This is a genomic window from Gilvirhabdus luticola (genome assembly GCF_040117515.1).
Classification (GTDB): Bacteria; Bacteroidota; Bacteroidia; order Flavobacteriales; family Flavobacteriaceae; genus Gilvirhabdus; species Gilvirhabdus luticola.
Genome location: NZ_JBEEEN010000001.1, coordinates 702,246 through 724,891 on the forward strand (window position 1 = coordinate 702,246; position 22,646 = coordinate 724,891).

Genomic DNA, 22,646 nt, shown 5'->3' on the forward strand with positions numbered 1-22,646 from the left:
AAATCTTATCGCTTATTTTGCAGCTTCTATATATGATATAGCTTGACCAACTGTCGCAATGTTTTCAGCTTGATCATCTGGAATCTGAATATCAAATTCTTTTTCAAATTCCATAATTAATTCTACCGTGTCTAAAGAATCCGCTCCTAAATCGTTAGTGAAGCTAGCTTCTGAAACCACTTCGTTTTCATCAACACCTAATTTGTCTACGATAATCGCTTTTACTCTTGATGCAATGTCTGACATAATCTTTTAATTTTAAGTTTTAATTAGGAGGCAAAAATAAAAAACTTTATTTTAATACACACCTTTAGTTTGAAAAGTGTTGGTAATTTAATAAAAATACATTGAAGTATTTCCTTTTAAGCCTTCTAATTGTTAATAATTATTCTTTTTTTTGTCCAATAATTTTAACATTATTGTCTGTAAATGAAACGTGTTGTAATTTTTGCTTCCGGAAGTGGAACTAATGCTGAAAATTTAATTAAGTTTTTTCACAACAGAGATAATGTATCTGTTATTCATGTGCTTACCAACAATCCTCGTGCTAAAGTTTTACAACGTTGTTTGCGTTTTGGTGTAAATACAACTGTTTTTAATAAGGAAGATTTTATTGAAAATCATAAAGTGCTCAAGGTTTTAAAATCATTGAACCCAGATTTAATTGTTCTAGCTGGGTTTTTATGGAAAATTCCTGAAGACATTTTAAAGAAGTTTCCAAATAAAATCATAAATATCCATCCTTCTCTTTTACCAAAATATGGCGGGAAAGGTATGTACGGCAAGTATGTACACGAAGCTGTATTAAGAAATAAAGAAGTAAGAACAGGTATTACTGTTCATTATGTGAACGAAAATTATGATGATGGCGCAATTATTTTTCAAACTCATTGCTATATTGACTCACTGGATAATGAAGAGGATATCGCGAAAAAAATACATGTTTTAGAAATGGAGCATTTTCCAAAAGTTGTCGAATCTGTTTTATTTCCAAATGGCTAAAAAGAAAAAATACTATACTGTTTGGAAAGGTCATCATATTGGTGTTTTTGAGTCTTGGGATGACTGTAAGGCCCAAATAAAAGATTTTAATGGGGCTCAATATAAATCTTTCAATACTTTTGAAGCAGCCAAAACTGCGCTAAAGGGCAATTATAAGGATTACATTGGAAAATCTAAAAAGTTTAAAAGTGAATTATCTGAAGCTCAACTAAAAAAAATTGGACAACCTAATTACAATTCCATTGCTGTAGATGCTGCTGTAAGTGGCAATCCTGGGAAAATGGAATATCGTGGTGTTGATACAAAAACTAAAAGAGAAATTTTTAAACAAGGCCCATTTGAAGAAGGCACCAATAACATAGGAGAATTTTTAGCCATTGTACACGGATTAGCACTTCTCAAAAAGAAGAATAGCAATTGTATTATTTATACGGACTCCAAAACGGCTATGAGTTGGGTTAAGAAGAAAACTTGCAATACCAAGCTTGAAAAAAGGGACAAAAACAAAACTCTTTTTGAATTGGTAGATCGCGCTGTTGAATGGCTTAAAAATAATACTTATAAAACAACTATAGCAAAATGGGAAACAAAAGCATGGGGAGAAATCCCAGCCGATTTTGGACGAAAATAAATTGCCCAGAACAGGTTGTGGAATTGCTTTTATTAGGCAGAAATTTTACGTAAGTTTGCACAGAATTTTCAAACCTCTTTATGAGTAAATTAGTCATTGTAGGTACAGTTGCGTTTGACGCTATTGAAACCCCTTTCGGAAAAACCGATAAAATACTTGGTGGAGCAGCAACTTTTATTGGTTTGGCTGCTGCACAATTTCATGTTAATGCTTCAATCGTATCAATTGTTGGTGGTGATTTCCCTCAAGAATATTTAGACTTACTATCAAATAAGGGTATAGATGTTTCTGGTGTTGAAATTGTAGAAAATGAAAAAACTTTCTTCTGGAGTGGTAAATACCATAACGACATGAATACTAGAGATACGTTGGCAACCGAACTTAATGTGCTTGCCGATTTCAAACCTATAGTCCCTAAAGATTACATAGATTCTGAAGTTGTTATGCTTGGCAATTTACATCCATTAACTCAAATGAGCGTTTTGGATCAGATGATTAATAAACCAAAGTTAGTTGTATTAGACACCATGAATTTTTGGATGAATAATGCGCTTAAGGATTTACTAGAAGTGATAAAACGAATAGATGTTATAACTATAAACGATGAAGAAGCTAGGCAGTTAACAGGAGAATATTCTTTGGTCGTTGCCGCAAGAAAAATTCATGAAATGGGACCAAAATATGTTGTCATTAAAAAAGGAGAACATGGTGCCTTATTGTTTCATGATGATAATGTATTTTTTGCTCCAGCATTACCTTTAGAAGAAGTATTTGATCCTACAGGGGCAGGAGATACTTTTGCCGGAGGTTTTACAGGCTATTTAGCTAAAACAGGGGATTTTTCTTTTGAGAATATGAAAAAAGCAATTATATATGGATCAACTCTTGCTTCATTTTGTGTAGAAAAATTTGGCACATTAAGAATGGAGAACCTGACAAATCATGAGGTACATAATCGATTACAGCAATTCAAAACTTTAACACAATTCGAAATAGAATTAACATAAACAAACGCGCCTAAATTTAGGCGCGTTTTAATTTATTATAATATTAAAAATGAGTGATGCTATTAAACATGAGTGTGGGATTGCCCTAATAAGACTGCTTAAACCATTAGAGTATTACAAAGAAAAGTATGGTACCGCGTTTTATGGTGTAAATAAAATGTACCTCATGATGGAAAAACAGCACAACAGAGGACAAGATGGTGCTGGTTTTGCAAGTATTAAGCTTAACACTAATCCTGGAGAACGGTATATTAGTAGAATTCGTTCTGTACAACAACAACCTATTCAAGATGTTTTTTCACAGATCAATGAAAGAGTTTCAAAGGAATTATCCTTACATCCTGAATATATTAATGACGTTGCTCTTCAAAAAAAACACATTCCTTATCTTGGAGAATTATTGTTAGGTCATGTGCGATATGGAACATTTGGGAAGAACAGTGCAGAGAGTGTTCATCCTTTTTTAAGGCAAAATAATTGGATGCATAGAAACTTAATTGTTGCTGGTAATTTTAACATGACCAACGTTAAGGAGTTATTTAATAATCTTGTTGAGCTAGGGCAACATCCAAAGGAATATACTGACACTATTACCATTATGGAAAAAATAGGTCATTTTCTTGATGATGCAGTTAGTAAAATCTACAAAAAATTAAAAAACGAAGGTTATAATAAAAATGAATGCTCTCCATTAATAGCCGAAAGATTAAACGTTGCTAAAATATTAAAACGGGCTGCAAAAAATTGGGATGGTGGTTATGCCATGGCTGGACTTTTAGGTCATGGAGACTCATTTGTTCTTCGAGATCCAGCTGGAATAAGACCAGCATATTTTTATAAAGACGATGAGGTAGTGGTTGTGGCATCTGAAAGACCAGTAATACAAACGGTATTTAATGTTGAATTTAAAAATGTTATAGAATTAAAGCCAGGTCATGCTATCATAACAAAAAAATCTGGAGAAGTTTCAATTAAAAAAATATTAGAGCCTTTAGAGCGAAAGGCTTGCTCTTTTGAACGCATTTATTTTTCTAGAGGTAGTGATGCCGAAATTTATAAAGAACGTAAAATGCTCGGAAAACTACTTATGCCTAAAGTTCTTGAAGCTATTGATAATGACACAAAAAACACCGTATTTTCATATATACCAAATACTGCGGAAACTTCATTCTATGGTATGATAGAAACAGCTGAAGCCTATTTAAATAGTAAAAAAACAAAGGCTATATTGAGGGGAAAGAGAAGCATCTCGGCAGAAAAAGTTACGGATATTTTATCTGAAAGATTAAGAATTGAAAAAATTGCGATCAAAGACGTCAAACTTCGAACTTTTATAACGGAAGATAGTAGTAGAGACGACCTAGTCGCCCATGTTTATGATATTACTTATGGCGTTATAAAACCATCTGATAATCTTGTAATAATTGATGATAGTATAGTAAGAGGAACAACCTTAAAAAAGAGCATTATAAAAATGATGGATAGATTACATCCTAAAAAAATTATTGTAATATCAACTGCGCCGCAAATAAGGTATCCCGATTGCTATGGAATTGATATGGCTAATTTAGAAAGCTTGATTGCCTTTAAAGCGACTTTAGCACTACTAAAAGAAACAGATCAATATCATATTGTAGAAGATGTTTATAAAAGATGCAAAGAGCAGGTTGATATAAACGATAAAGATGTTAAGAACTTTGTAAAAGAAATATACGAGCCATTTACTAATGAGGAAATTTCCAATAAAATTTCTGAATTGTTGAGCGATGATGATGTAAATGCTGAAGTAAAAATAATTTTTCAAACAGTTGAAAATCTCAACAAAGCTTGTCCTAAAAATTTAGGAGATTGGTATTTTACAGGCAACTATCCAACCCTTGGAGGCAACCGTGTTGTCAACAAGGCATTTATAAATTTTTATGAAGGAAATAATGAAAGAGCTTACTAGCGCAAAAATTTAAGTTTTTAGCACTTTATCCAATAAAATCTACATTTAATCTTAAAAATATGCATTTAATCTAAAACTTTATTGCTTACGCAAAAATAAATTTACATTAGTACCACCATAACATAAGTAGGTTAAGTTCATGGTAGATTTGGGGCAAAAAAAGGTGAACTCTCGTTCGCCTTTTTTTATTTAATTAACTCAAATTTCTAGTGAAGAAAACAAGTGAAACACTTTTTTTTGCTTTTTGTCTATTTTATTTTCTATTCAATCTATAACTAATGTATATTAGTTGCTACCGTAACATAAGTAGGTTAAGTTTATGGTAGATTTGGGGCAAAAAAAGGTGAACTTCCGTTCACCTTTTTTATTTTAACCTAAAAACAAACTACTTAAAAATTCTTTTTAATCTAATATTTAAGTAGTTGGACTAATAAATTTCATCTTAACTCTCTATCCTTTATATATTCGCACTTACCATAACGTAAGTAGGTTAAGTTTATGGTAGATTTGGGGCAAAAAGGTGAGCGTTCTTCGCTCACCTTTTTCATTTCATAAAAAAAAGCAAACTGTTTTAGTTTGCTTTTTAAAATATCTAGTGATAAAGTTATTTTGCTTCGGCATAACGACGCTCAACTTCATTCCAATTAATTACATTAAAAAAGGCACTTATATAATCAGGTCGTCTGTTTTGATAGTTTAAATAATAAGCATGCTCCCATACATCCAAACCTAAAATTGGAGTTCCACCACAACCAACACCTGGCATTAAAGGATTGTCTTGATTTGGTGTAGAGCAAACTTCAACTTTTCCTCCTTGGTGTACACAAAGCCAAGCCCATCCAGAACCAAATCTAGTCGCAGCAGCCTTACTGAAGGCATCCTTAAAAGCATCTACTGTGCCAAATTTGGCTAAAATAGCATCTTTAAGTTCTCCTGATAAATATCCTTTCCCTTCAGGATTCATAACATCCCAAAACAATGAATGATTGTAAAATCCTCCACCATTATTTCTAACAGCCATATTGTTCATGTCAAGATTTATCAAAATGTTTTCTATTGTCTTTCCTTCCAAATCTGTCCCAGAAATTGCATTATTGAGATTATTGGTATATCCGTTATGATGCTTTGTATGATGTATCTCCATTGTACGAGCGTCTATATGTGGTTCTAGTGCGTCGTAAGCATATTTTAATTTTGGTAATTCAAAAGCCATAATATTTTTATTTATATGTTAATATTTAATTCACACCAAATTTACGCATTAAACAGCGCATTTAAAAATAATATATAGTTATGAAATCATCGATAGTTTCTATATTGTATTAAAATAAATCGCATGCAAAAAAATAATTCTTTTACTATTTATAATGCATCTGCTGGAAGTGGTAAAACATTCACTTTAGTAAAAGAATATTTAATGCTTTTATTGGGCAAAAAAAGTAATGATGCTTTTAAAAATATTTTAGCAGTCACCTTTACTAATAAGGCTGTTGGTGAAATGAAAGAACGCATTATTGAGGCATTAAAGAAATTTTCTTCAAAAACTATTTTAGAAAATCCGAATGATATGTTTCAAATGATAGTGAAAGAACTTGAGATAAGCCCAGAAGACCTCCAGCAAAAAGCTAAAGCTGTTTTAACATCAATTTTATATAATTATTCTGCCTTTAATATTTCAACAATCGATGGATTTACCCATAAACTCATTCAAACTTTTGCGCACGATTTAAAAGTGCCTTTAAATTTTGAAGTGGAACTTGATCAGGATGCGCTTATTAATGACGCTGTAAATAAATTAATAAATAAAGCTGGAACAGATAAAGCCCTTACTAAAATTCTTGTGGAATTTGCTTTAGAAAAAACCGATGATGATAAAAGTTGGGATGTTGCTTACGATTTCAATAAGATAGCAAAGCTACTCGTAAACGAAAACGACATTAAGTTTATTGAAACTTTAAAAGACAAATCTGTTGAAGATTTTATTGCACTTAAAATCAAATTAAAAGATCAGATTAAGTTTTTAGAGGATTCCATTACAAAAATCGCACAAAGTGTTTTAACCCTCATTGAAGAAAGTGGATTAGAGCATGGTGACTTTTCAAGAAAAACTTTACCCAATCATTTTATAAAAGCTTCAAATCTGGAGCTTGATAGATTGTATGATAATCAATTACAAATAAATATTTCTGAAAATAAAAACATTTACACTAAAACGTTGGATGGTAATTTAGCTGCAATAATAGATTCTATTTTACCAGAAATAGAAACTAACTATCTTGATCTAAAAACAAAAGTTTACGAGCATAAGTTCTTAAAAGCTGTTTATAAAAACATAACTCCACTTTCTGTTTTAAATGCAATAAATCAAGAATTAAATGCTATTAAAGAAGAACAAAACAAGATGCTGATTTCTGAATTCAATAGTATTATAAGTAAGGAAATAAAAGGTCAGCCAACACCATTTATTTATGAACGGCTTGGAGAAAAATTTCGTCATTATTTTATTGATGAGTTTCAGGACACATCCATTCTTCAATGGGAAAACTTAATTCCGCTTATAGATAACTCTCTTTCTTCAGAAAACGGTACTACTATGCTTGTTGGAGATGCTAAACAAGCCATTTACAGGTGGAGAGGTGGAGAGGCCGAACAATTTATTGGACTATTTAACGATAAAAATCCGTTTCATGTTGAAAAAGAAGTTTTTAATCTTCCAACTAATTACAGAAGTTACGAGGAGATTATAAATTTCAACAATCCGTTTTTTAAATATTTATCTAGTAATGTTTTTAGTAATAGTGCTTATCAAGAGTTGTATGGCAATGCCAAACAAGAAACAGTTTTGGAAAACAAAGGTTATGTGTCTCTTCACTTTTTAGATATTAATCAAGGCGATAATAAGGACGAATTTTACACGCAAGAGGTTTATAATGCAATCCAAAAATGTTTAGAAAATAATTTCCAGCTAAAAGACATTTGTGTCCTAGTGAGAAAAAAGAAAGAAGGTGTTGCTATTGCAAATTTTTTAAACGAAAAAGAAATCCCTGTTATTTCGTCAGAAACTTTATTGATAAACAATTCTCCAAAGGTGGTTTTTGTAAATAATGTTTTAAAACTTTTGCTCAACTCCAATGACCTGCAAATCAAGGTCCAAGTTTTGAATTTTTTGGCAGTAAAACATAACATAAATGATAAGCATAATTTCTTTGAAAGTTTTATATATCTAAAGCTTTCAGAATTTTTTAAAAACCTCTCTCAATTAGATATATATTTTGATGAAACAATGGCTTTACAAATGCCTCTTTATGATTTGGTTGAATACATCATTAGGGCATTTAAAATTATCGAAAAATCTGACGCTTATATACAGTTCTATCTAGATGCGGTTTTAGATTTTTCTCAAAAAGAATTTTCAGACATAGAAAGTTTTGTAGACTATTTTGAAGATAAAAAAGAAACCTTAAGTATCATTACACCTCATGGACAAGATGCTGTACAAATCATGACCATTCATAAAGCAAAGGGGTTAGAGTTTCCTATTGTAATATTCCCATATGCCGATTTAAATATTTACGCTGAAAAGGACCCTAAAGAATGGTTTCCACATCAAAAGAATAACTTTAATGGTATTTCTTATACCTTATTAAATTTTAACAGGGATTTTGAAAATTTTGGAGAAACCGGTAGTGCAATATATAATGAGCGCCGTTCCAAACTAGAATTAGACAATATAAATTTGCTTTATGTTGCACTTACCCGACCTATTGAGCAATTGTATATTATTTCTAAAAAAGAAAAAGAAGCTGCTTTTAAAACATATTCTGGAATGTTCATAAATTACCTTCAAAGTATTGGAAAATGGAATGAATCTCAATCTTTCTACGAATTTGGTTCAATTGATAAAAACTCCGAAAAAGAAAGTTCTGAAGAAAAAATTATAAATAATCCAGAATTTATTACTACTGCAAAAGAAAGTCACAATATCAATATTGTTACAAATTCAGGATATTTATGGGACACCGAACAACAAAATGCGATTGAAAAAGGAAATTTAATTCATAATATAATGGCACAAATCAAAACTAAAAACGATATTGATTTTGTTTTTAATGATTTTTTGAGCTTGTCAATTATAAACAAAACTCAAGCTGAAGAACTGAAAAAGGTAGTCTATAAAATTATAGAACATTCAAAAATCGAAGAATATTTTTTGTCAAACTATATAATTTATAACGAAAAAGAAATTCTAACCAATCAAGGGAAAATATTGCGCCCAGATAGACTTGTTATCAATTCAAAAAAAGAAGTTGTGATTATAGATTATAAAACTGGAGAAGAGAAAACCAGTCATATATTACAATTAGATTCATATGAAGATATACTCAATACAATGAGTTATAAAGTCAACAAAAAAATTCTTGTTTACATAAATGATAAAATTGAAATAAAAGAAATTTAACTTTGTAAAAAAAAATCATGTACGGTAAAATTCAACAACATTTACATTCAGAATTACAAAACATAAAAGAAAGTGGTCTTTATAAAGAAGAGCGAATAATTACATCTGCTCAAGGTGCAGAAATAACATTAAATACGGGAGAAACTGTCTTGAATTTTTGTGCTAACAATTATTTAGGTCTTTCGTCACATCCAGATGTGGTACAAGCAGCAAAAGACACTATGGATACACATGGATTCGGAATGTCTTCAGTGCGTTTTATATGTGGCACCCAAGATATCCATAAAGTTCTTGAAAAAAAGATTGCAGATTTTTACGGTACCGAAGACACCATTTTATATGCAGCTGCATTTGATGCAAATGGAGGCGTCTTTGAACCCTTGTTTGGTCCAGAAGATGCAATCATTTCAGACTCTTTAAACCATGCCTCTATAATAGATGGTGTTCGTTTGTGTAAAGCATCAAGATATAGATATGAAAATAGTAATATGGTTGATTTGGAAAAACAGCTTATAGAAAGTACTAAAAATAATGTGCGTTTTAAAATTATTGTAACCGATGGTGTATTTTCTATGGATGGTGTTGTCGCTCCACTAGATAAGATTTGTGATCTAGCGGAAAAATATGACGCATTGGTTATGATTGATGAATGTCATGCAACAGGTTTTATTGGAGAATCAGGAATTGGGACACTTGAGAAAAAAGGAGTCATGGGAAGAGTAGATATTATCACTGGTACATTAGGCAAGGCACTTGGAGGCGCTATGGGTGGTTATACTACAGGTAAAAAGGAAATAATTGATATGTTAAGACAGCGTTCACGTCCATATTTGTTTTCAAATTCTCTTGCGCCAGTTATTGTAGGAGCATCAATCAAAGTATTTGATATGCTATCTAATGATACTTCTTTAAGAGATAAACTCGAATGGAATACAAATTATTTTAAAAAAGGCATGAAAGAAGCAGGGTTTGATATTATTGATGGTGATTCTGCAATAGTTCCTATAATGCTATATGATGCAAAACTGTCTCAAAAAATGGCCAAATTACTATTGAAAGAGGGTATTTATGTTATTGGATTCTTTTTCCCAGTGGTTCCTAAAGAAAAGGCAAGAATTCGTGTACAATTATCGGCATCACATGAAAAACACCATTTAGATAAAGCTATCTCAGCATTTATCAAGGTTGGAAAAATACTGTCTGTTATTTAAATTTGTTCCAAACTCCTTTATTTTACTACAAATATCCAATATTTTTATATATTTGTCTTTGTTAATAAAATTTAACAACTTACTTTTGTTTACAATTAACACTTAAAAATTAAACTTTTGAATATGAAAAATCTTAGCAGATTATTGTTCGCAATGTTGCTGGTATTTGGTTTTAGCAACACTTATGCACAAGACGAAAACAACCCTTGGTCTATTACCGTTGGTGTAAACGCAGTAGACTTTTATCCTACTGGAGAAGATGCTCCACTTGGTGACACTTTTAGTGAATTCTTCAATTTTGGTGATCACTATAATATTTTACCTTCTCTATCTTCACTTACAGTTTCTCGTTATTTAAATAGTGGCTTCTCTTTAGGAGTAACAGGGTCACTGAATAGAATTGACAAATGGGGTGATGCCAGAGTGCCTGACTATTCTTATTATGGTATAGATGGTACCGTAAAATATAGTCTTGGTGAAGTGCTTAACACAAGCTGGTTTGACCCTTATTTAGGTGCTGGTGGTGGCTATACTTGGGTTGATAATATTGGCGCAGGTACTCTTAATGGAACTTTAGGATTTAATTTATGGTTTAGTGATAACGTAGGTTTCACTATTCAAACTGCCTACAAGCACGCTTTTGAAGATTATTTACAAACTCATTTCCAACATACTGCTGGTCTTTCTATTAAATTTGGAGGTAAAGACACTGATGGTGATGGTATTTATGACAAAGACGATGCTTGTCCAGATGTTCCTGGTTTAGAAGCTTTCAACGGTTGTCCTGATACTGATGGTGATGGTATTGAAGATAGTAAAGATGATTGTCCAACTGAAGCTGGTTTAGCTGAATTTAATGGTTGCCCAGATTCTGATGGTGATGGCGTTGCAGATAAAGATGACAAATGTCCTACAGTTGCAGGTCTAAAATCATTAAATGGTTGTCCTGATGCTGATGGTGATGGTGTAGCTGATGGTGATGACAAATGTCCAAACGAAGCAGGTCCTGCTGCAAATGGTGGTTGTCCTTGGCCAGACAGAGATGGTGATGGCGTTTTAGATAAAGATGATGCTTGTCCAGACAAAGTAGGAACAGTTGCAAACAATGGTTGCCCAGAAGTTACTGAAGCTGTACTTAAAGCATTAAACTCTTATGCTAAAACAATCTTATTTGATACTGGAAAAGCCTCTATTAAAGATCAATCAGCGACTGTATTAAATGATATTATTGGTATCTTAAATGAATATACTAACGCTAATTTCTTAATTGAAGGGCATACTGATAGTGTAGGTAGCGAGTCTTCTAATCAAAAATTATCTGAAGAAAGAGCTAGTTCAGTAATGAATTACTTAATTTCTAATGGTATTGCTTCTAACAGACTTTCTTCTGCAGGATTTGGTGAGTCAAGACCAATTGACACAAACAATACAAGAGCAGGAAGAGCTAATAACCGTAGAGTTGAAATTAGCCTTAAAAAGTAAGGGTATTAAATACTAAAAATAATTAAGCCAAAAACGCCTTCGTAATGAAGGCGTTTTTTATTTTTATACAATGACAACATTTATAGAAGATGTTCTTCAGGATTTGTATAAAAAGAAACTCGATCTTTCTGAACTCATCTTTATACTTCCTAACAAACGCTCAGGAATCTTTTTAAAGCAACAGATTGCTAAAACAATTAGCAAAACTATATTTTCTCCAGAAATATTAAGTATTGAAGAGTTTCTACAAGACCTATCCCAATTAAAACAAGTCACAAATTCAACACTTCTTTTTGAGTTTTATAACGTTTACTTAAATCTCACAAAAAAAGAAGACCGCGACTCTTTTGATGTATTTTCAAAATGGGCCCAAGTGTTATTACAGGATTTTAATGAAATTGATAGATTCCTTATACCTCACAAAAATATTTTCGATTATTTAAGTGCAATAAAAGAAACGGATCATTGGTCTTTGGATGATAACAAATCAGACTTCGTTATCAAATATCTCACCTTTTGGAAGAAATTATACAAATATTATAACAGTTTTTCAGAATCTCTTTTAAATCAAAAGAAGGGTTATCAAGGTTTAATTTTTAGAGAGGCTGTTGAGAATATTCAAATCTATATTCAAAATAATGAAAATAAAAAACATGTCTTTTTAGGCTTTAACGCTTTAAATAAGGCTGAAGAAACAATTATTCAAGAACTTTTACAAAATGATATGGCAAACATTTATTGGGATATTGACGAGGTCTTTTTCTCAACTTCATATCATGATGCCGCTTTGTTTACAAAAAAGTTTAAAACAGATTGGACATACTATAAAAATCATGCTTTTAATTGGATTACAAATCATTATATAACAGAGAAAAATATTTCAGTTTTTGGAATACCAAAAACTGTCGGACAGGCCAAGCAAGTAGGCACAATTTTAAAAGAGATAAAAAAAGAAAAAGGACATTTAAATAACACTGCTATTGTTCTTGGTGATGAAAATTTATTAATACCTGTTTTAAATTCTTTTCCCAATAATATAGAGGATTTAAATATAACCATGGGTTTTCCATTAAAATCTACACCTATATCCAATCTGTTTGAAACCTTTTTTAGAATTCACAAATATGCTTCCAAAGAATTTTATTATAAAGATGTAATTTCCATTATCTGTCATCCTTTAATTAGACCATTATTTTTTGTAAACGATGTAGATATTTCCACAAATCTTATTCAAAGAATTCAATCTAATAATCTAGTTTATTTAAATCTTGGACAATTAAATCAAATAACACAAATAAATATCAAAACCGTAGATTTATTATTTTCAGACTTGGATAATAATCCTGCTGCCGCGTTAAAAGTGTGTTCAGAAGTTATTCTAGAAATAAAAAAGCAGCTTTCATCAAATAAAAGTCAAAATCTTTTAGCTTTAGAATACACATACCGGTTCAATGAACTTTTTAATGAACTTTCACGATTAAACATAGAGTACGGGCATATTAAAAATATATCCACACTTCATACTGTTTATAAAGAATTATTAAAAATTGAGACTTTAGATTTTAAAGGAGAGCCGTTGCATGGATTACAGGTCATGGGAATGTTGGAATCTCGTGTTTTAGATTTTGAAACAGTGATTATAACTTCGGTAAATGAAGGTATTTTACCTTCAGGAAAAACTTCAAACTCATTCATACCTTTTGATGTAAAGCTAGAAAATGATTTGCCTACTTTTAAAGAAAAATCTGCAATCTATTCTTATCATTTTTACAGGTTGCTTCAGCGAGCAAAAAATATATACCTATTGTATAATACAGAAATTGATGTGCTAAAAGGTGGAGAAAAAAGCCGGTTTATTACACAATTAGAATTAGAGGGCATACATAAAATAAATCATAAAATTATAGTCCCAGATTCACCAAGCATAACTAAAGAGTTTGATCGAATAAAGAAAACTGATTCTGTTATAAAAAAATTAATAACGGTTTCAGAAAGCGGTTTCTCTCCTTCCTCGTTAACTAATTACATAAGAAATCCAATAGATTTTTATTTCGATAAAATACTGGGCATCAAAGAACTAGACGATGTGGAAGAAACTGTGGCTGCTAATACTTTAGGAACTGTGGTTCATAACACTTTAGAAAGTTTTTATCGACCAATAATTGGTGAGTTTTTAACGATTGGACATTTAAAAAAAATGAAATCGAAAATATCGGAATCTGTTAAGAACCATTTTAAAAAAGTGTACAAAGAAGGGACAATAAATAAGGGGAAGAACCTTATTGTTTTTGAAGTTGCAAAGCGTTTCGTTTATAATTTTATTAATTCTGAAATTGAAGAGTTAAATAAAGGAAATCAAATAAAAATAATCGCTGTTGAAGCAAAACATAAGGTTAAAATTGACATCCCAGAACTTCCCTTCCCAGTATATTTAAGCGGAACTGTAGATCGCGTTGATGAATATAACGGTACTCTGCGAATCATAGATTATAAAACCGGAAAGGTGGATACACCTAATGTTCAAATTACCAACTGGGAAGATCTCACTACAGATTATACTAAATACAGTAAAAGTTTTCAGGTCTTAAGCTATGCATTTATGATGCATCTAAAAACTCCGCTTCAATTTCCAGTTGAGGTAGGAATTATTTCTTTTAAAAATTTAAATAAGGGATTTATGAAATTTGTTAAAAAAGAGGAAAACAGTAGAACAAAAGAATCGTCTATTACTCAAGAAACGCTTAACTATTACTTTATTGAACTAAAAAAACTTATTTTAGAAATATGTAATCCACAAATAGATTTTATTGAAAAAGAAGTATAATATGTTTCAGTTAAAAAACAATGTCATTCAAGGCTCGCATGATAAACCAATTTTGGTAGATGTAATTTGTAATGATGATCAAGAACTCAAACCAGTTCTTATATTTTGTCATGGTTACAAGGGATTTAAAGATTGGGGAGCATGGAATGTAATGGCAAAAAAATTTGTGGAAGCAGGGTTTTGTTTTATTAAATTCAATTTCTCACACAATGGAGGAACAATAAAACATCCTATAGATTTTCCAGATTTAGAGGCTTTTGGAAACAACAACTATTCTATAGAATTGGACGATTTAGAATCTGTAATTAACTGGGTAACTTCTAACTCTGAAATTTCAAGAATTGCCAATATAAAAAATATATCGTTGGTTGGACATAGCAGAGGTGGTGGTATTGTTACCTTGAAATCTGAAGTAGATTCCAGAATAAAAAACGTTATTAGTTTAGCTGGTATAAGTAGCTTTAAGAAACGGTTTCATGAAGGAACAGATGAATTTAAATCTTGGAAGAAAACAGGTGTTAAATATGTTGAAAACGGACGAACAAAACAACAAATGCCTCATTACTTTCAGTTTTATGAAGATTACATAAAAAATCATGACCTTTTAAACATACAGCGAGCGGCAGAAAATTTGACTATTCCGCATTTAATCATTCATGGTGATCAAGATACTAGTATTATGTTAAGTGAAGCTAAAGCGCTTCATCAATGGAATCCAAATAGTAAGCTTGAAATCATTAAAGGAGCTAATCATGTTTTTGAAACTTATCATCCTTGGGAAAAACAATCACTTTCTAAAGAATTACAATTGGCAGTAGATTTGATTATTGAGTTTGTAGAAAATTAATTCAGCTTTTTGGTAGAATTTCGTTCAATAATTTTAGTCCTTACTATTTGGTGTACAGGCTCTTTACGAGACTTCCCTTCAATTCTATCTAATAACGTTTTTACCGCTAATTTTCCAATATTTTCAGCATGTTGACTAACAACAGTTAATGAAGGAATTGAATATTCAGCCATTAAGCCATTTGTAAATCCTATAACAGAAATATCATCTGGAATCTTATAGCCATTTAATCTAGCAACGTTAATTGCTAGAACCGCAGAATATTCATCAGCAGTAACAATACCATCTATTTTTTTGTTTTGTAAAAGTTCTGTGAGTTCTTTTTCGATCAAATTATAGTTATCAACATTTACAACACATGGGCTTAATTGTAAATCTTGCATTGCATTTATATAGCCATCTTCACGCAACTGACCAACGCTGATGTTAGATATCGGATTAATAAATACAATGTTTTCGCAGCCAGTTTTAAATAAATATTTGGTTGCTTTTTGGGCGCCTTCAAAATCATCAACGGTAACTTTATCACATTCAATTTCTTTAGCTACTCTATCAAACATCACCATTGGCACATCGTAATTTATAATTTTTTGAAAATGCGAATGCTTTTTTTTCTTTTGTGTTTCTTCAGCAACAGACAGAATAATACCATCTACACTTCCATTAATAAAAGTATCTATGCTTTCGCTTTCTTTTTTATAAAGCTCATTTGATAAGCAGATAATAATTTTATATCCTCTTTTTGTAGATTCAACTTCAATACCATAAAGTACTTTACTAAAAAATTCCAATAAAATTGCAGGTATAATGACGCCTATTGTTTTTGTAGATTTTGATTTTAAGCTTTGTGCAATATTATTTGGAACATATTTATAAGATTTGGCAATTTGCTTTATTCGGTTTCTTGTTTCAATACTAATTTCTGGATTATCATTTAAAGCCTTGGAAACAGTAGAAATAGAAACCTCCAATATTCTAGCTAAATCCTTAAGTGTTGTTTTCGACCCCATAATTCAAAAATAACAAAACTAAACTAGATTTATCACGTTTAATAATTAATACATGGTAAGCTCAAAAAATATAATCAAGATTTTCTGAATGTAATCTTTAATCCTTATTATTTAATATAGCATCTATAACTTCCAATTCAGAATCCATAAACAACTTATTATCTAAAGCAGCTAAATTGTTTATCAATTGTTTTTCACTACTCACTCCAACCAAAACAGATGTTACTCGCTCATCTTTCAATAACCATGCAATTGCCATTTGTGCTAAACTTTGGTTGCGATTTTGTGCAACATCGTTTAACTTATGGGCTTGTTTAATTTTTTTTGATGTCACTTGATCTGATTGTAAAAACCCACTACTTTTCGCGGCTCGTGAATTTTCGGGTATGCCTTGTAAGTATTTGTCTGTAAGTATTCCTTGTTCTAAAGGCGAAAATGGAATACATCCTATGCCTTCATTCTCTAAAACATCCATTAAACCATTTTCAACCCAACGGTCCATCATGTTGTATCGCGGTTGATGAATTAAACATGGTGTTCCTAATTCTTTTAGAATTTTTGAAGCTTTTTTAGTGTCTTCTGCATTATAAGAAGATACCCCAACATACAAAGCTTTACCTTGTCTGACTATTAAATCCAAAGCTGACATTGTTTCTTCCAAAGGTGTGTTAGGGTCTGGTCTATGACTGTAAAAAATATCAACATAATCCAAGCCCATTCGCTTTAAACTTTGGTCTAAACTTGCAACGAGGTATTTTTTTGAACCCCATTCACCATAAGGTCCAGGCCACATTAAATATCCTGCTTTTGTAGAAATAATAAGTTCATCTCTATAGGGTAAAAAGCTCTGTTTTAAAATCTTTCCAAAGTTCTCCTCTGCTGATCCCGGTGGAGGTCCATAATTATTTGCTAAATCGAAATGCGTTATGCCATTATCAAATGCTGTTTGAAGCATTTGCTTTCCATTTTCAAATTCATCTACATGACCAAAATTATGCCACAATCCTAATGAAATTTCTGGTAAAAGTAGTCCGCTATTCCCACATCTTCTGTAAGACATTTTTTCATAGCGTTTATCTAAAGCTTTATAAAAACTCATAATTAACAATTGATGAGATAAATGCTATTAAAATAGCTTTTTTATTCTTTTTGTGGAGAAGATGGGACTCGAACCCACGACCTCTTGACTGCCAGTCAAGCGCTCTAGCCAGCTGAGCTACATCCCCAAATTTTATTTTAAGCCACTCAAAACCAAAACAGGTAAAGAACTAGAAAAATCTTTTTTAAGCATCGTGTTGTTTTCCCACATTTGAGTGAAAAATCCTCTTTTTCGTCGTACCACACACAGCATATCTGGGCTATAAGTCCTGTAATGTTCTAAAACGCCATGAAATGTTGTTGGGTTTTCTGTTTTGGTAATATCTCTTACAAGTTCTGAAAGTTCTTTGTTCACATCAAAATCTCCTTCATTATAGTATTGTGTTTTTACCAATAATAAGTCAACAGCCGCATTAAATTTTTCTTTTATCTCTTGAAGTGGTACAAGTACACCTTTTTTTCTTATTATGGCAGATTTTACAGCCATTAATATTTTTGTGGGTGGTTTAAAAACTTCACCTTCCGGAACAATTAGTGCAGGCACTTGCATTTGTTTTACAATTTTACCAGAAGTTTTGCCTAAATAAACCTCATCTTTTACCGAATTGGTTCTTGGTTCTATCAATACCAAATCTATATTTGCAGCCTTACAAACCTGCTCTAAAGTGTCGATTAGTTTTCCTTTCAATGTTCTGGTAACAACCTCGACCCCCTTTGTATCAATTTTTGCAATTTGTTTCTTTAAATATTCCTGGCTTTCCCTTTCTAATATCTTATCAACTTTAATCATTGTTCCAGCCTTTGTATAAACATTGTATACTTGAACAACGAAAAGCTTGGCGTCAAAAGCTTTGGCAAAATCAGCAGCATATTGCAAATGACTTGCTGCATTCTTCGAAGACCCTACAGGAACTAAAATATTCTTCATATTCAATAATTAAAAGCTAAATTTACAAAATTAAACTGCAAAATTACACAAAAAGGATACGCAACCAACATGCCTCTTTATAATCGTTAATGAATTCTATCATTTCTCTTAAAAACATCAATAATCTTGCAATTCCAGCATTAATATCTGGTGTTTCAGAACCTATCCTGTCTCTTACAGATGCGGCTATTGTTGGTAATATAAGTAGTAATGCAACAGAATCTCTTGCCGCGGTTGGTATAGTTACTACTTTTATGTCAATGCTTATTTGGGTACTTGGTCAAACTAGGAGTGCTATATCTTCTATTGTATCACAATATCTTGGTGCAAACAAATTAGAGCAAATTAAAAACCTTCCTACTCAAGCTATTTTTATCATTACTTCGTTGAGCATATTAATTATTTTAAGCACTTATCCTTTTGCTGCTCAAATATTTAAATTATATAATGCTTCAGATATCATTCTAAATTATAGTGTTGATTATTATAGAATTCGTGTGTTCGGCTTTCCTTTTACACTATTTGTTATCGCAGTATTTGGTGCGTTTAGAGGTTTACAAAATACATTTTACCCAATGATAATTGCGCTTATTGGTACAATAGCAAATATTGTCCTTGATGTGGTTTTGGTGTATGGTATAGATGGTTATATTCCTGCCCTGCATATTAAAGGTGCTGCTTATGCTAGTGTTATTGCACAAATACTTATGGCTTTATTTGCGGCATATTATTTACTGAAAAAGACGCCTATCCCTTTAAAGTTAAGCTTTCCATTCAACAAAGAAATAAAACGTTTTATATTAATGATTCTGAATTTATTTATCAGAACTATAGCTTTAAATGTTACGCTCTATTATGGTAGTGCTTTTGCAACAAGTTATGGCAAACAGTATATTGCAGCTTACACTGTAGCAATAAATCTATGGTTTCTTGGTGCATTTATTGTTGATGGTTATGCTAGTGCGGGAAACATTTTATCAGGTAAACTGCTAGGTGCTAAACAATACAAACTTTTAATAGCATTGAGTAATAAGCTCATTAAAATTGGAATAATTACAGGGTTAATGATGGCAATTGTTGGTGGTGTTTTTTACAATATTATCGGTGATATATTTAGCAATGATTCTGAAGTATTAAAAGAGTTTAGTAACATTTTTTGGATTATTCTGGCTATGCAACCTTTTTGCGCTTTAGCTTTTATTTTTGATGGCATTTTTAAAGGCTTAGGAAGAATGAGGCATTTAAGAAATGTGCTTTTGTTTTCAACTTTTGTAGTGTTCATTCCTATTCTTTTTTGGTTGGATTATTTAGACCTTAAACTTTATGCAATATTTTTCGCGATGACTTGTTGGATTATAGCTAGAGGAATTCCATTAATTATAAAATTTAGAAAAATATTTATTCCTCTTTCTCAAAAGGTGTAACTTTGGTAGATAATTACCCTTACTAAAATAAATGACACTTTTAATATTACTCATTCAAGAGGTTGATATTGAAGAAAAAATTAAAAATGCGCCAGACAGCAGTTATGAGATTGGTGTTTTTATTGGTTCAATGTTGCCTTTTGTATTGCTGGTTTTGGTGGCATATTTAATTTATAGATATAACAAGAATAAAATAAACAAAGAATAAGATGGGAGGAAATAGGCTTTTTCTGTTATTGGCTATAGTGCTGATTATTATTTACTTTTACAACAGATTTAAAAATCGTAAATGAAAATTATTAGAATCACAAAGCTATTCTCATTTGAAACTGGCCATGCTCTATTTGGGTATGATGGCAAATGCAGAAATGTTCATGGACATAGTTATAAGCTGTCAGTAACTGTCATTGGCCATCCAATACAAGACAACACCAATGTAAAATTTGGAATGGTTATAGATTTTAGTGATTTAAAAAAAATTGTAAAAGAAGAAATTGTTGAAGTTTTTGATCATGCGACGGTTTTTAACAAAAATACACCTCATGTTGAGTTGGCTAAAGAGCTTGAAGAAAGAGGCCATAATGTGCTATTGGTAGATTATCAACCAACAAGCGAAATGATGGTCATAGATTTCTCTGAAAAAATAAAAAAACGACTTCCCGATAACATCAAACTACATTCTTTAAAGCTTCAGGAGACTGAAACTTCTTTTGCAGAATGGTATGCAAGCGATAATGAATAACATTAGCAAAATATCTGTCCCAGCTGGCAAGAAAATATACTTTGCATCAGATAATCATCTTGGCGCTCCAACTTATGAAGATTCTCTCCCTCGTGAAAAAAAATTTGTTGCCTGGTTAGATGACATAAAAAAAGATGCTGCAGCCGTTTTTCTTCTAGGAGATTTGTTCGATTTTTGGTTTGAATATAAAACGGTCGTCCCAAAAGGTTTCACGAGAACTTTGGGAAAACTTGCAGAAATAGCAGATTCAGGAATTCCTGTTTATTATTTTGTAGGCAATCATGACCTATGGATGAATGGTTATTTTGAAGAAGAGTTAAATATTCCTGTTTACCATTCCCCTCAAGAGTACTTAATTAACAACACTTCTTTTTTTATTGGGCATGGTGATGGTTTAGGCCCAGGAGACAAAGGTTACAAACGCATGAAGAAAGTGTTTACAAATCCGTTTTCAAAATGGCTATATCGTTGGTTGCATCCAGATTTAGGCGTTAAACTTGCTCAATACATGAGCGTAAAAAACAAACTGATTTCTGGAGAGGATGACGCTAAATTTTTAGGCGAAGACAACGAATGGCTAGTACAATATTCAAAAAGTAAACTTGAAGAAAAACATCGCGATTATTTTATTTTTGGTCATAGACATCTTCCGCTAGAAATAGAATTAAGAGGCAACTCAAAATACATTAATCTTGGCGATTGGATAACGCATTTTACTTATGGTGTGTTTGACGGTGAGAACTTTGGACTGAAAATCTATTAGTTCTCATTTTCATGATCTTCGATATCCTTTCTCAAGTCCAATTTTCTAAATGAAGGTGACGCAACTCCCATGGTTAATACTGTTATTATGGTCATTGTTCCTCCAAAGACTACTGCAGTCACTGTTCCCATAAGTTTCGCCGTTAAACCACTTTCAAAAGCTCCTAACTCATTAGACGAGCCAACAAACATAGAGTTTACAGACGCTACTCGACCACGCATATTGTCTGGTGTCTTTAACTGAAGAATTGTTTGTCGTACAACCATTGAAACACCATCGGTAACTCCGCTAAAAAATAATGCTATAACCGAAATCCAGAAAATTGAAGACACTCCAAAAACAATAATACAAACACCAAATCCAAAAACAGCTCCCAATAATTTCATTCCTGCATTCTTACTTATTGGAAGATATGCTGTAATAAACATAGTTAAAAATGCCCCTACGGCCGGAGCAGCTCGTAATATCCCGAATCCTTCTGGCCCAACTTTTAAAATATCTTGTGCATAAATAGGTAAAAGAGCTACTGCACCACCAAATAAAACGGCAATCATATCTAATGAAAGAGCCCCTAAAATAGCTTTAGTTTTAAACACAAATCTGATGCCTTCCTTTAAACTTTGAATGACAGGTTCTCCAATATTTGGGTTTAAAATTGGTTTTTTAGGAATTCGGAAAAGAATAATTAATGATAAAATCACCAAACCAAAAATAATGCACAACGACCAATGAACGCCAATCCAGTTTATTGAAAGCCCAGCAAAAGCTGGTCCCAAAACAGTAGCCATTTGCCATGTTGTACTGTTCCAAGTGGCTGCATTAGGATATAATTTTTTAGGAACAATTAAAGCCACTAATGAGAATATGGTTGGCCCAAAAAAGGAACGTAAAAATCCACCAAAAAAAACCAGAGCATAAATACAATATAAAACGGTGTTTTTAGACCAATCTGAAACAATTTTTGGCCAAGTTAATAAAAACAAGCCAAGACTGATTAAAGAAAACGCTGCTATACATGTGGCCAAAAGATTTCGTTTTTCTTTCTGATCCACAATGTGTCCTGCAAAAAGAGCCATTGTTAATGCTGGGATAATTTCCATCAACCCAATAATTCCAAGAGATAATGGATCCTTAGTCATGCTGTAAACTTCCCATTCTATCACAATAAATTGCATAGACCAACCAAAAACCAATACAAAACGAACCAATAAAAAAGTGTTGAATTCTTTAAACCTTAATGCCGCGTAGGGATCTGATTTCGCCATAAAAG

Annotated in this window: 19 protein-coding genes and 1 tRNA gene; 13 read left to right on the forward strand and 7 right to left on the reverse strand. The window is 31.8% G+C overall.

All coding sequences use genetic code 11. The annotated features are described in order from the left end of the window. Window positions 1–12: 12 nt before the first annotated feature. Window positions 13–246 carry an acyl carrier protein gene (locus AAFP94_RS03200; RefSeq protein ID WP_316660537.1) on the reverse strand — a complete coding sequence of 78 codons (234 nt, stop codon included), beginning with the start codon at window positions 244–246 and terminating at the stop codon, window positions 13–15. Window positions 247–429: 183 nt separating this feature from the next. Here AAFP94_RS03200 and purN point away from each other — a divergent pair, with 183 nt between their 5' ends. The 4 genes from purN to AAFP94_RS03220 all read left to right on the forward strand — a co-directional run bounded on the left by purN (window position 430) and on the right by AAFP94_RS03220 (window position 4,588). Continuing rightward, window positions 430–1,002 (forward strand): phosphoribosylglycinamide formyltransferase, encoded by a 573-nt coding sequence (purN, locus tag AAFP94_RS03205; RefSeq protein ID WP_316660535.1) that lies wholly within the window; start codon window positions 430–432, stop codon window positions 1,000–1,002. Next, window positions 995–1,633: a ribonuclease H family protein gene (locus AAFP94_RS03210; RefSeq protein WP_316660533.1), complete on the forward strand. Its 639-nt coding sequence runs from the start codon at window positions 995–997 to the stop codon at window positions 1,631–1,633. Before purN ends, AAFP94_RS03210 begins: the two co-directional genes overlap by 8 nt. An 80-nt stretch (window positions 1,634–1,713) precedes the next feature. Further along, entirely contained in the window at window positions 1,714–2,640 is a 927-nt protein-coding gene (locus AAFP94_RS03215) for a PfkB family carbohydrate kinase (RefSeq protein WP_316660532.1), read from the forward strand. Between the two features lie 49 nt (window positions 2,641–2,689). Further along, window positions 2,690–4,588, forward strand: a complete 1,899-nt coding sequence (locus AAFP94_RS03220) for an amidophosphoribosyltransferase (protein ID WP_316660531.1) — start codon at window positions 2,690–2,692, stop codon at window positions 4,586–4,588. Window positions 4,589–5,192: 604 nt separating this feature from the next. On the opposite strand, the gene AAFP94_RS03225 is transcribed toward AAFP94_RS03220, so the two are convergent. Then, on the reverse strand, window positions 5,193–5,801 hold the full coding sequence (locus AAFP94_RS03225; protein ID WP_316660530.1) for a superoxide dismutase: 609 nt from the start codon (window positions 5,799–5,801) through the stop codon (window positions 5,193–5,195). A 123-nt stretch (window positions 5,802–5,924) separates the two neighbouring features. On the opposite strand from AAFP94_RS03225, the gene AAFP94_RS03230 reads away from it, so the two are divergent. The 5 genes from AAFP94_RS03230 to AAFP94_RS03250 all read left to right on the forward strand — a co-directional run bounded on the left by AAFP94_RS03230 (window position 5,925) and on the right by AAFP94_RS03250 (window position 15,411). Then, window positions 5,925–9,047 carry a UvrD-helicase domain-containing protein gene (locus AAFP94_RS03230; RefSeq protein WP_316660529.1) on the forward strand — a complete coding sequence of 1,041 codons (3,123 nt, stop codon included), beginning with the start codon at window positions 5,925–5,927 and terminating at the stop codon, window positions 9,045–9,047. A gap of 17 nt (window positions 9,048–9,064) precedes the next feature. Beyond that, complete coding sequence (kbl, locus tag AAFP94_RS03235; RefSeq protein ID WP_316660528.1) at window positions 9,065–10,258, forward strand: glycine C-acetyltransferase; 1,194 nt, start codon at window positions 9,065–9,067, stop codon at window positions 10,256–10,258. 123 nt (window positions 10,259–10,381) lie between these two features. Continuing rightward, window positions 10,382–11,740: an OmpA family protein gene (locus AAFP94_RS03240; RefSeq protein WP_316660527.1), complete on the forward strand. Its 1,359-nt coding sequence runs from the start codon at window positions 10,382–10,384 to the stop codon at window positions 11,738–11,740. Window positions 11,741–11,810: 70 nt separating this feature from the next. Beyond that, window positions 11,811–14,564 (forward strand): PD-(D/E)XK nuclease family protein, encoded by a 2,754-nt coding sequence (locus tag AAFP94_RS03245; protein ID WP_316660526.1) that lies wholly within the window; start codon window positions 11,811–11,813, stop codon window positions 14,562–14,564. 1 nt (window position 14,565) lies between these two features. Next, on the forward strand, window positions 14,566–15,411 hold the full coding sequence (locus tag AAFP94_RS03250) for an alpha/beta hydrolase family protein (RefSeq protein WP_316660525.1): 846 nt from the start codon (window positions 14,566–14,568) through the stop codon (window positions 15,409–15,411). Here the strand turns inward: AAFP94_RS03250 and AAFP94_RS03255 are convergent. From AAFP94_RS03255 to AAFP94_RS03270, 4 genes are all read right to left on the reverse strand, one after another. Then, entirely contained in the window at window positions 15,408–16,421 is a 1,014-nt protein-coding gene (locus AAFP94_RS03255; protein WP_316660523.1) for a LacI family DNA-binding transcriptional regulator, read from the reverse strand. The two genes, AAFP94_RS03250 and AAFP94_RS03255, sit on opposite strands and share 4 nt — an antisense overlap. 97 nt (window positions 16,422–16,518) lie before the next feature. After that, window positions 16,519–17,481 (reverse strand): L-glyceraldehyde 3-phosphate reductase, encoded by a 963-nt coding sequence (gene mgrA / locus AAFP94_RS03260; protein ID WP_409628130.1) that lies wholly within the window; start codon window positions 17,479–17,481, stop codon window positions 16,519–16,521. Between the two features lie 92 nt (window positions 17,482–17,573). After that, window positions 17,574–17,647: transfer RNA gene (locus AAFP94_RS03265), tRNA-Ala, on the reverse strand. Between the two features lie 5 nt (window positions 17,648–17,652). Next, window positions 17,653–18,447, reverse strand: a complete 795-nt coding sequence (locus AAFP94_RS03270) for a universal stress protein (protein WP_316660519.1) — start codon at window positions 18,445–18,447, stop codon at window positions 17,653–17,655. 89 nt (window positions 18,448–18,536) lie between these two features. Between AAFP94_RS03270 and AAFP94_RS03275 the strand changes: the two genes are divergently transcribed. The 4 genes from AAFP94_RS03275 (at window position 18,537) to AAFP94_RS03290 (ending at window position 21,376) form a co-directional block, all read left to right on the forward strand. Continuing rightward, complete coding sequence (locus AAFP94_RS03275) at window positions 18,537–19,871, forward strand: MATE family efflux transporter (protein ID WP_316660518.1); 1,335 nt, start codon at window positions 18,537–18,539, stop codon at window positions 19,869–19,871. 31 nt (window positions 19,872–19,902) lie between these two features. Further along, entirely contained in the window at window positions 19,903–20,079 is a 177-nt protein-coding gene (locus AAFP94_RS03280) for a hypothetical protein (protein ID WP_316660517.1), read from the forward strand. A gap of 81 nt (window positions 20,080–20,160) precedes the next feature. Continuing rightward, window positions 20,161–20,613: a 6-pyruvoyl trahydropterin synthase family protein gene (locus AAFP94_RS03285; RefSeq protein ID WP_316660515.1), complete on the forward strand. Its 453-nt coding sequence runs from the start codon at window positions 20,161–20,163 to the stop codon at window positions 20,611–20,613. 10 nt (window positions 20,614–20,623) lie between these two features. Then, window positions 20,624–21,376, forward strand: coding sequence for a UDP-2,3-diacylglucosamine diphosphatase (locus AAFP94_RS03290; RefSeq protein WP_316661267.1), 753 nt, complete (start codon window positions 20,624–20,626; stop codon window positions 21,374–21,376). Here the strand turns inward: AAFP94_RS03290 and AAFP94_RS03295 are convergent. After that, window positions 21,373–22,641: an MFS transporter gene (locus tag AAFP94_RS03295; RefSeq protein WP_316660514.1), complete on the reverse strand. Its 1,269-nt coding sequence runs from the start codon at window positions 22,639–22,641 to the stop codon at window positions 21,373–21,375. The two genes, AAFP94_RS03290 and AAFP94_RS03295, sit on opposite strands and share 4 nt — an antisense overlap. Window positions 22,642–22,646 lie beyond the last annotated feature (5 nt).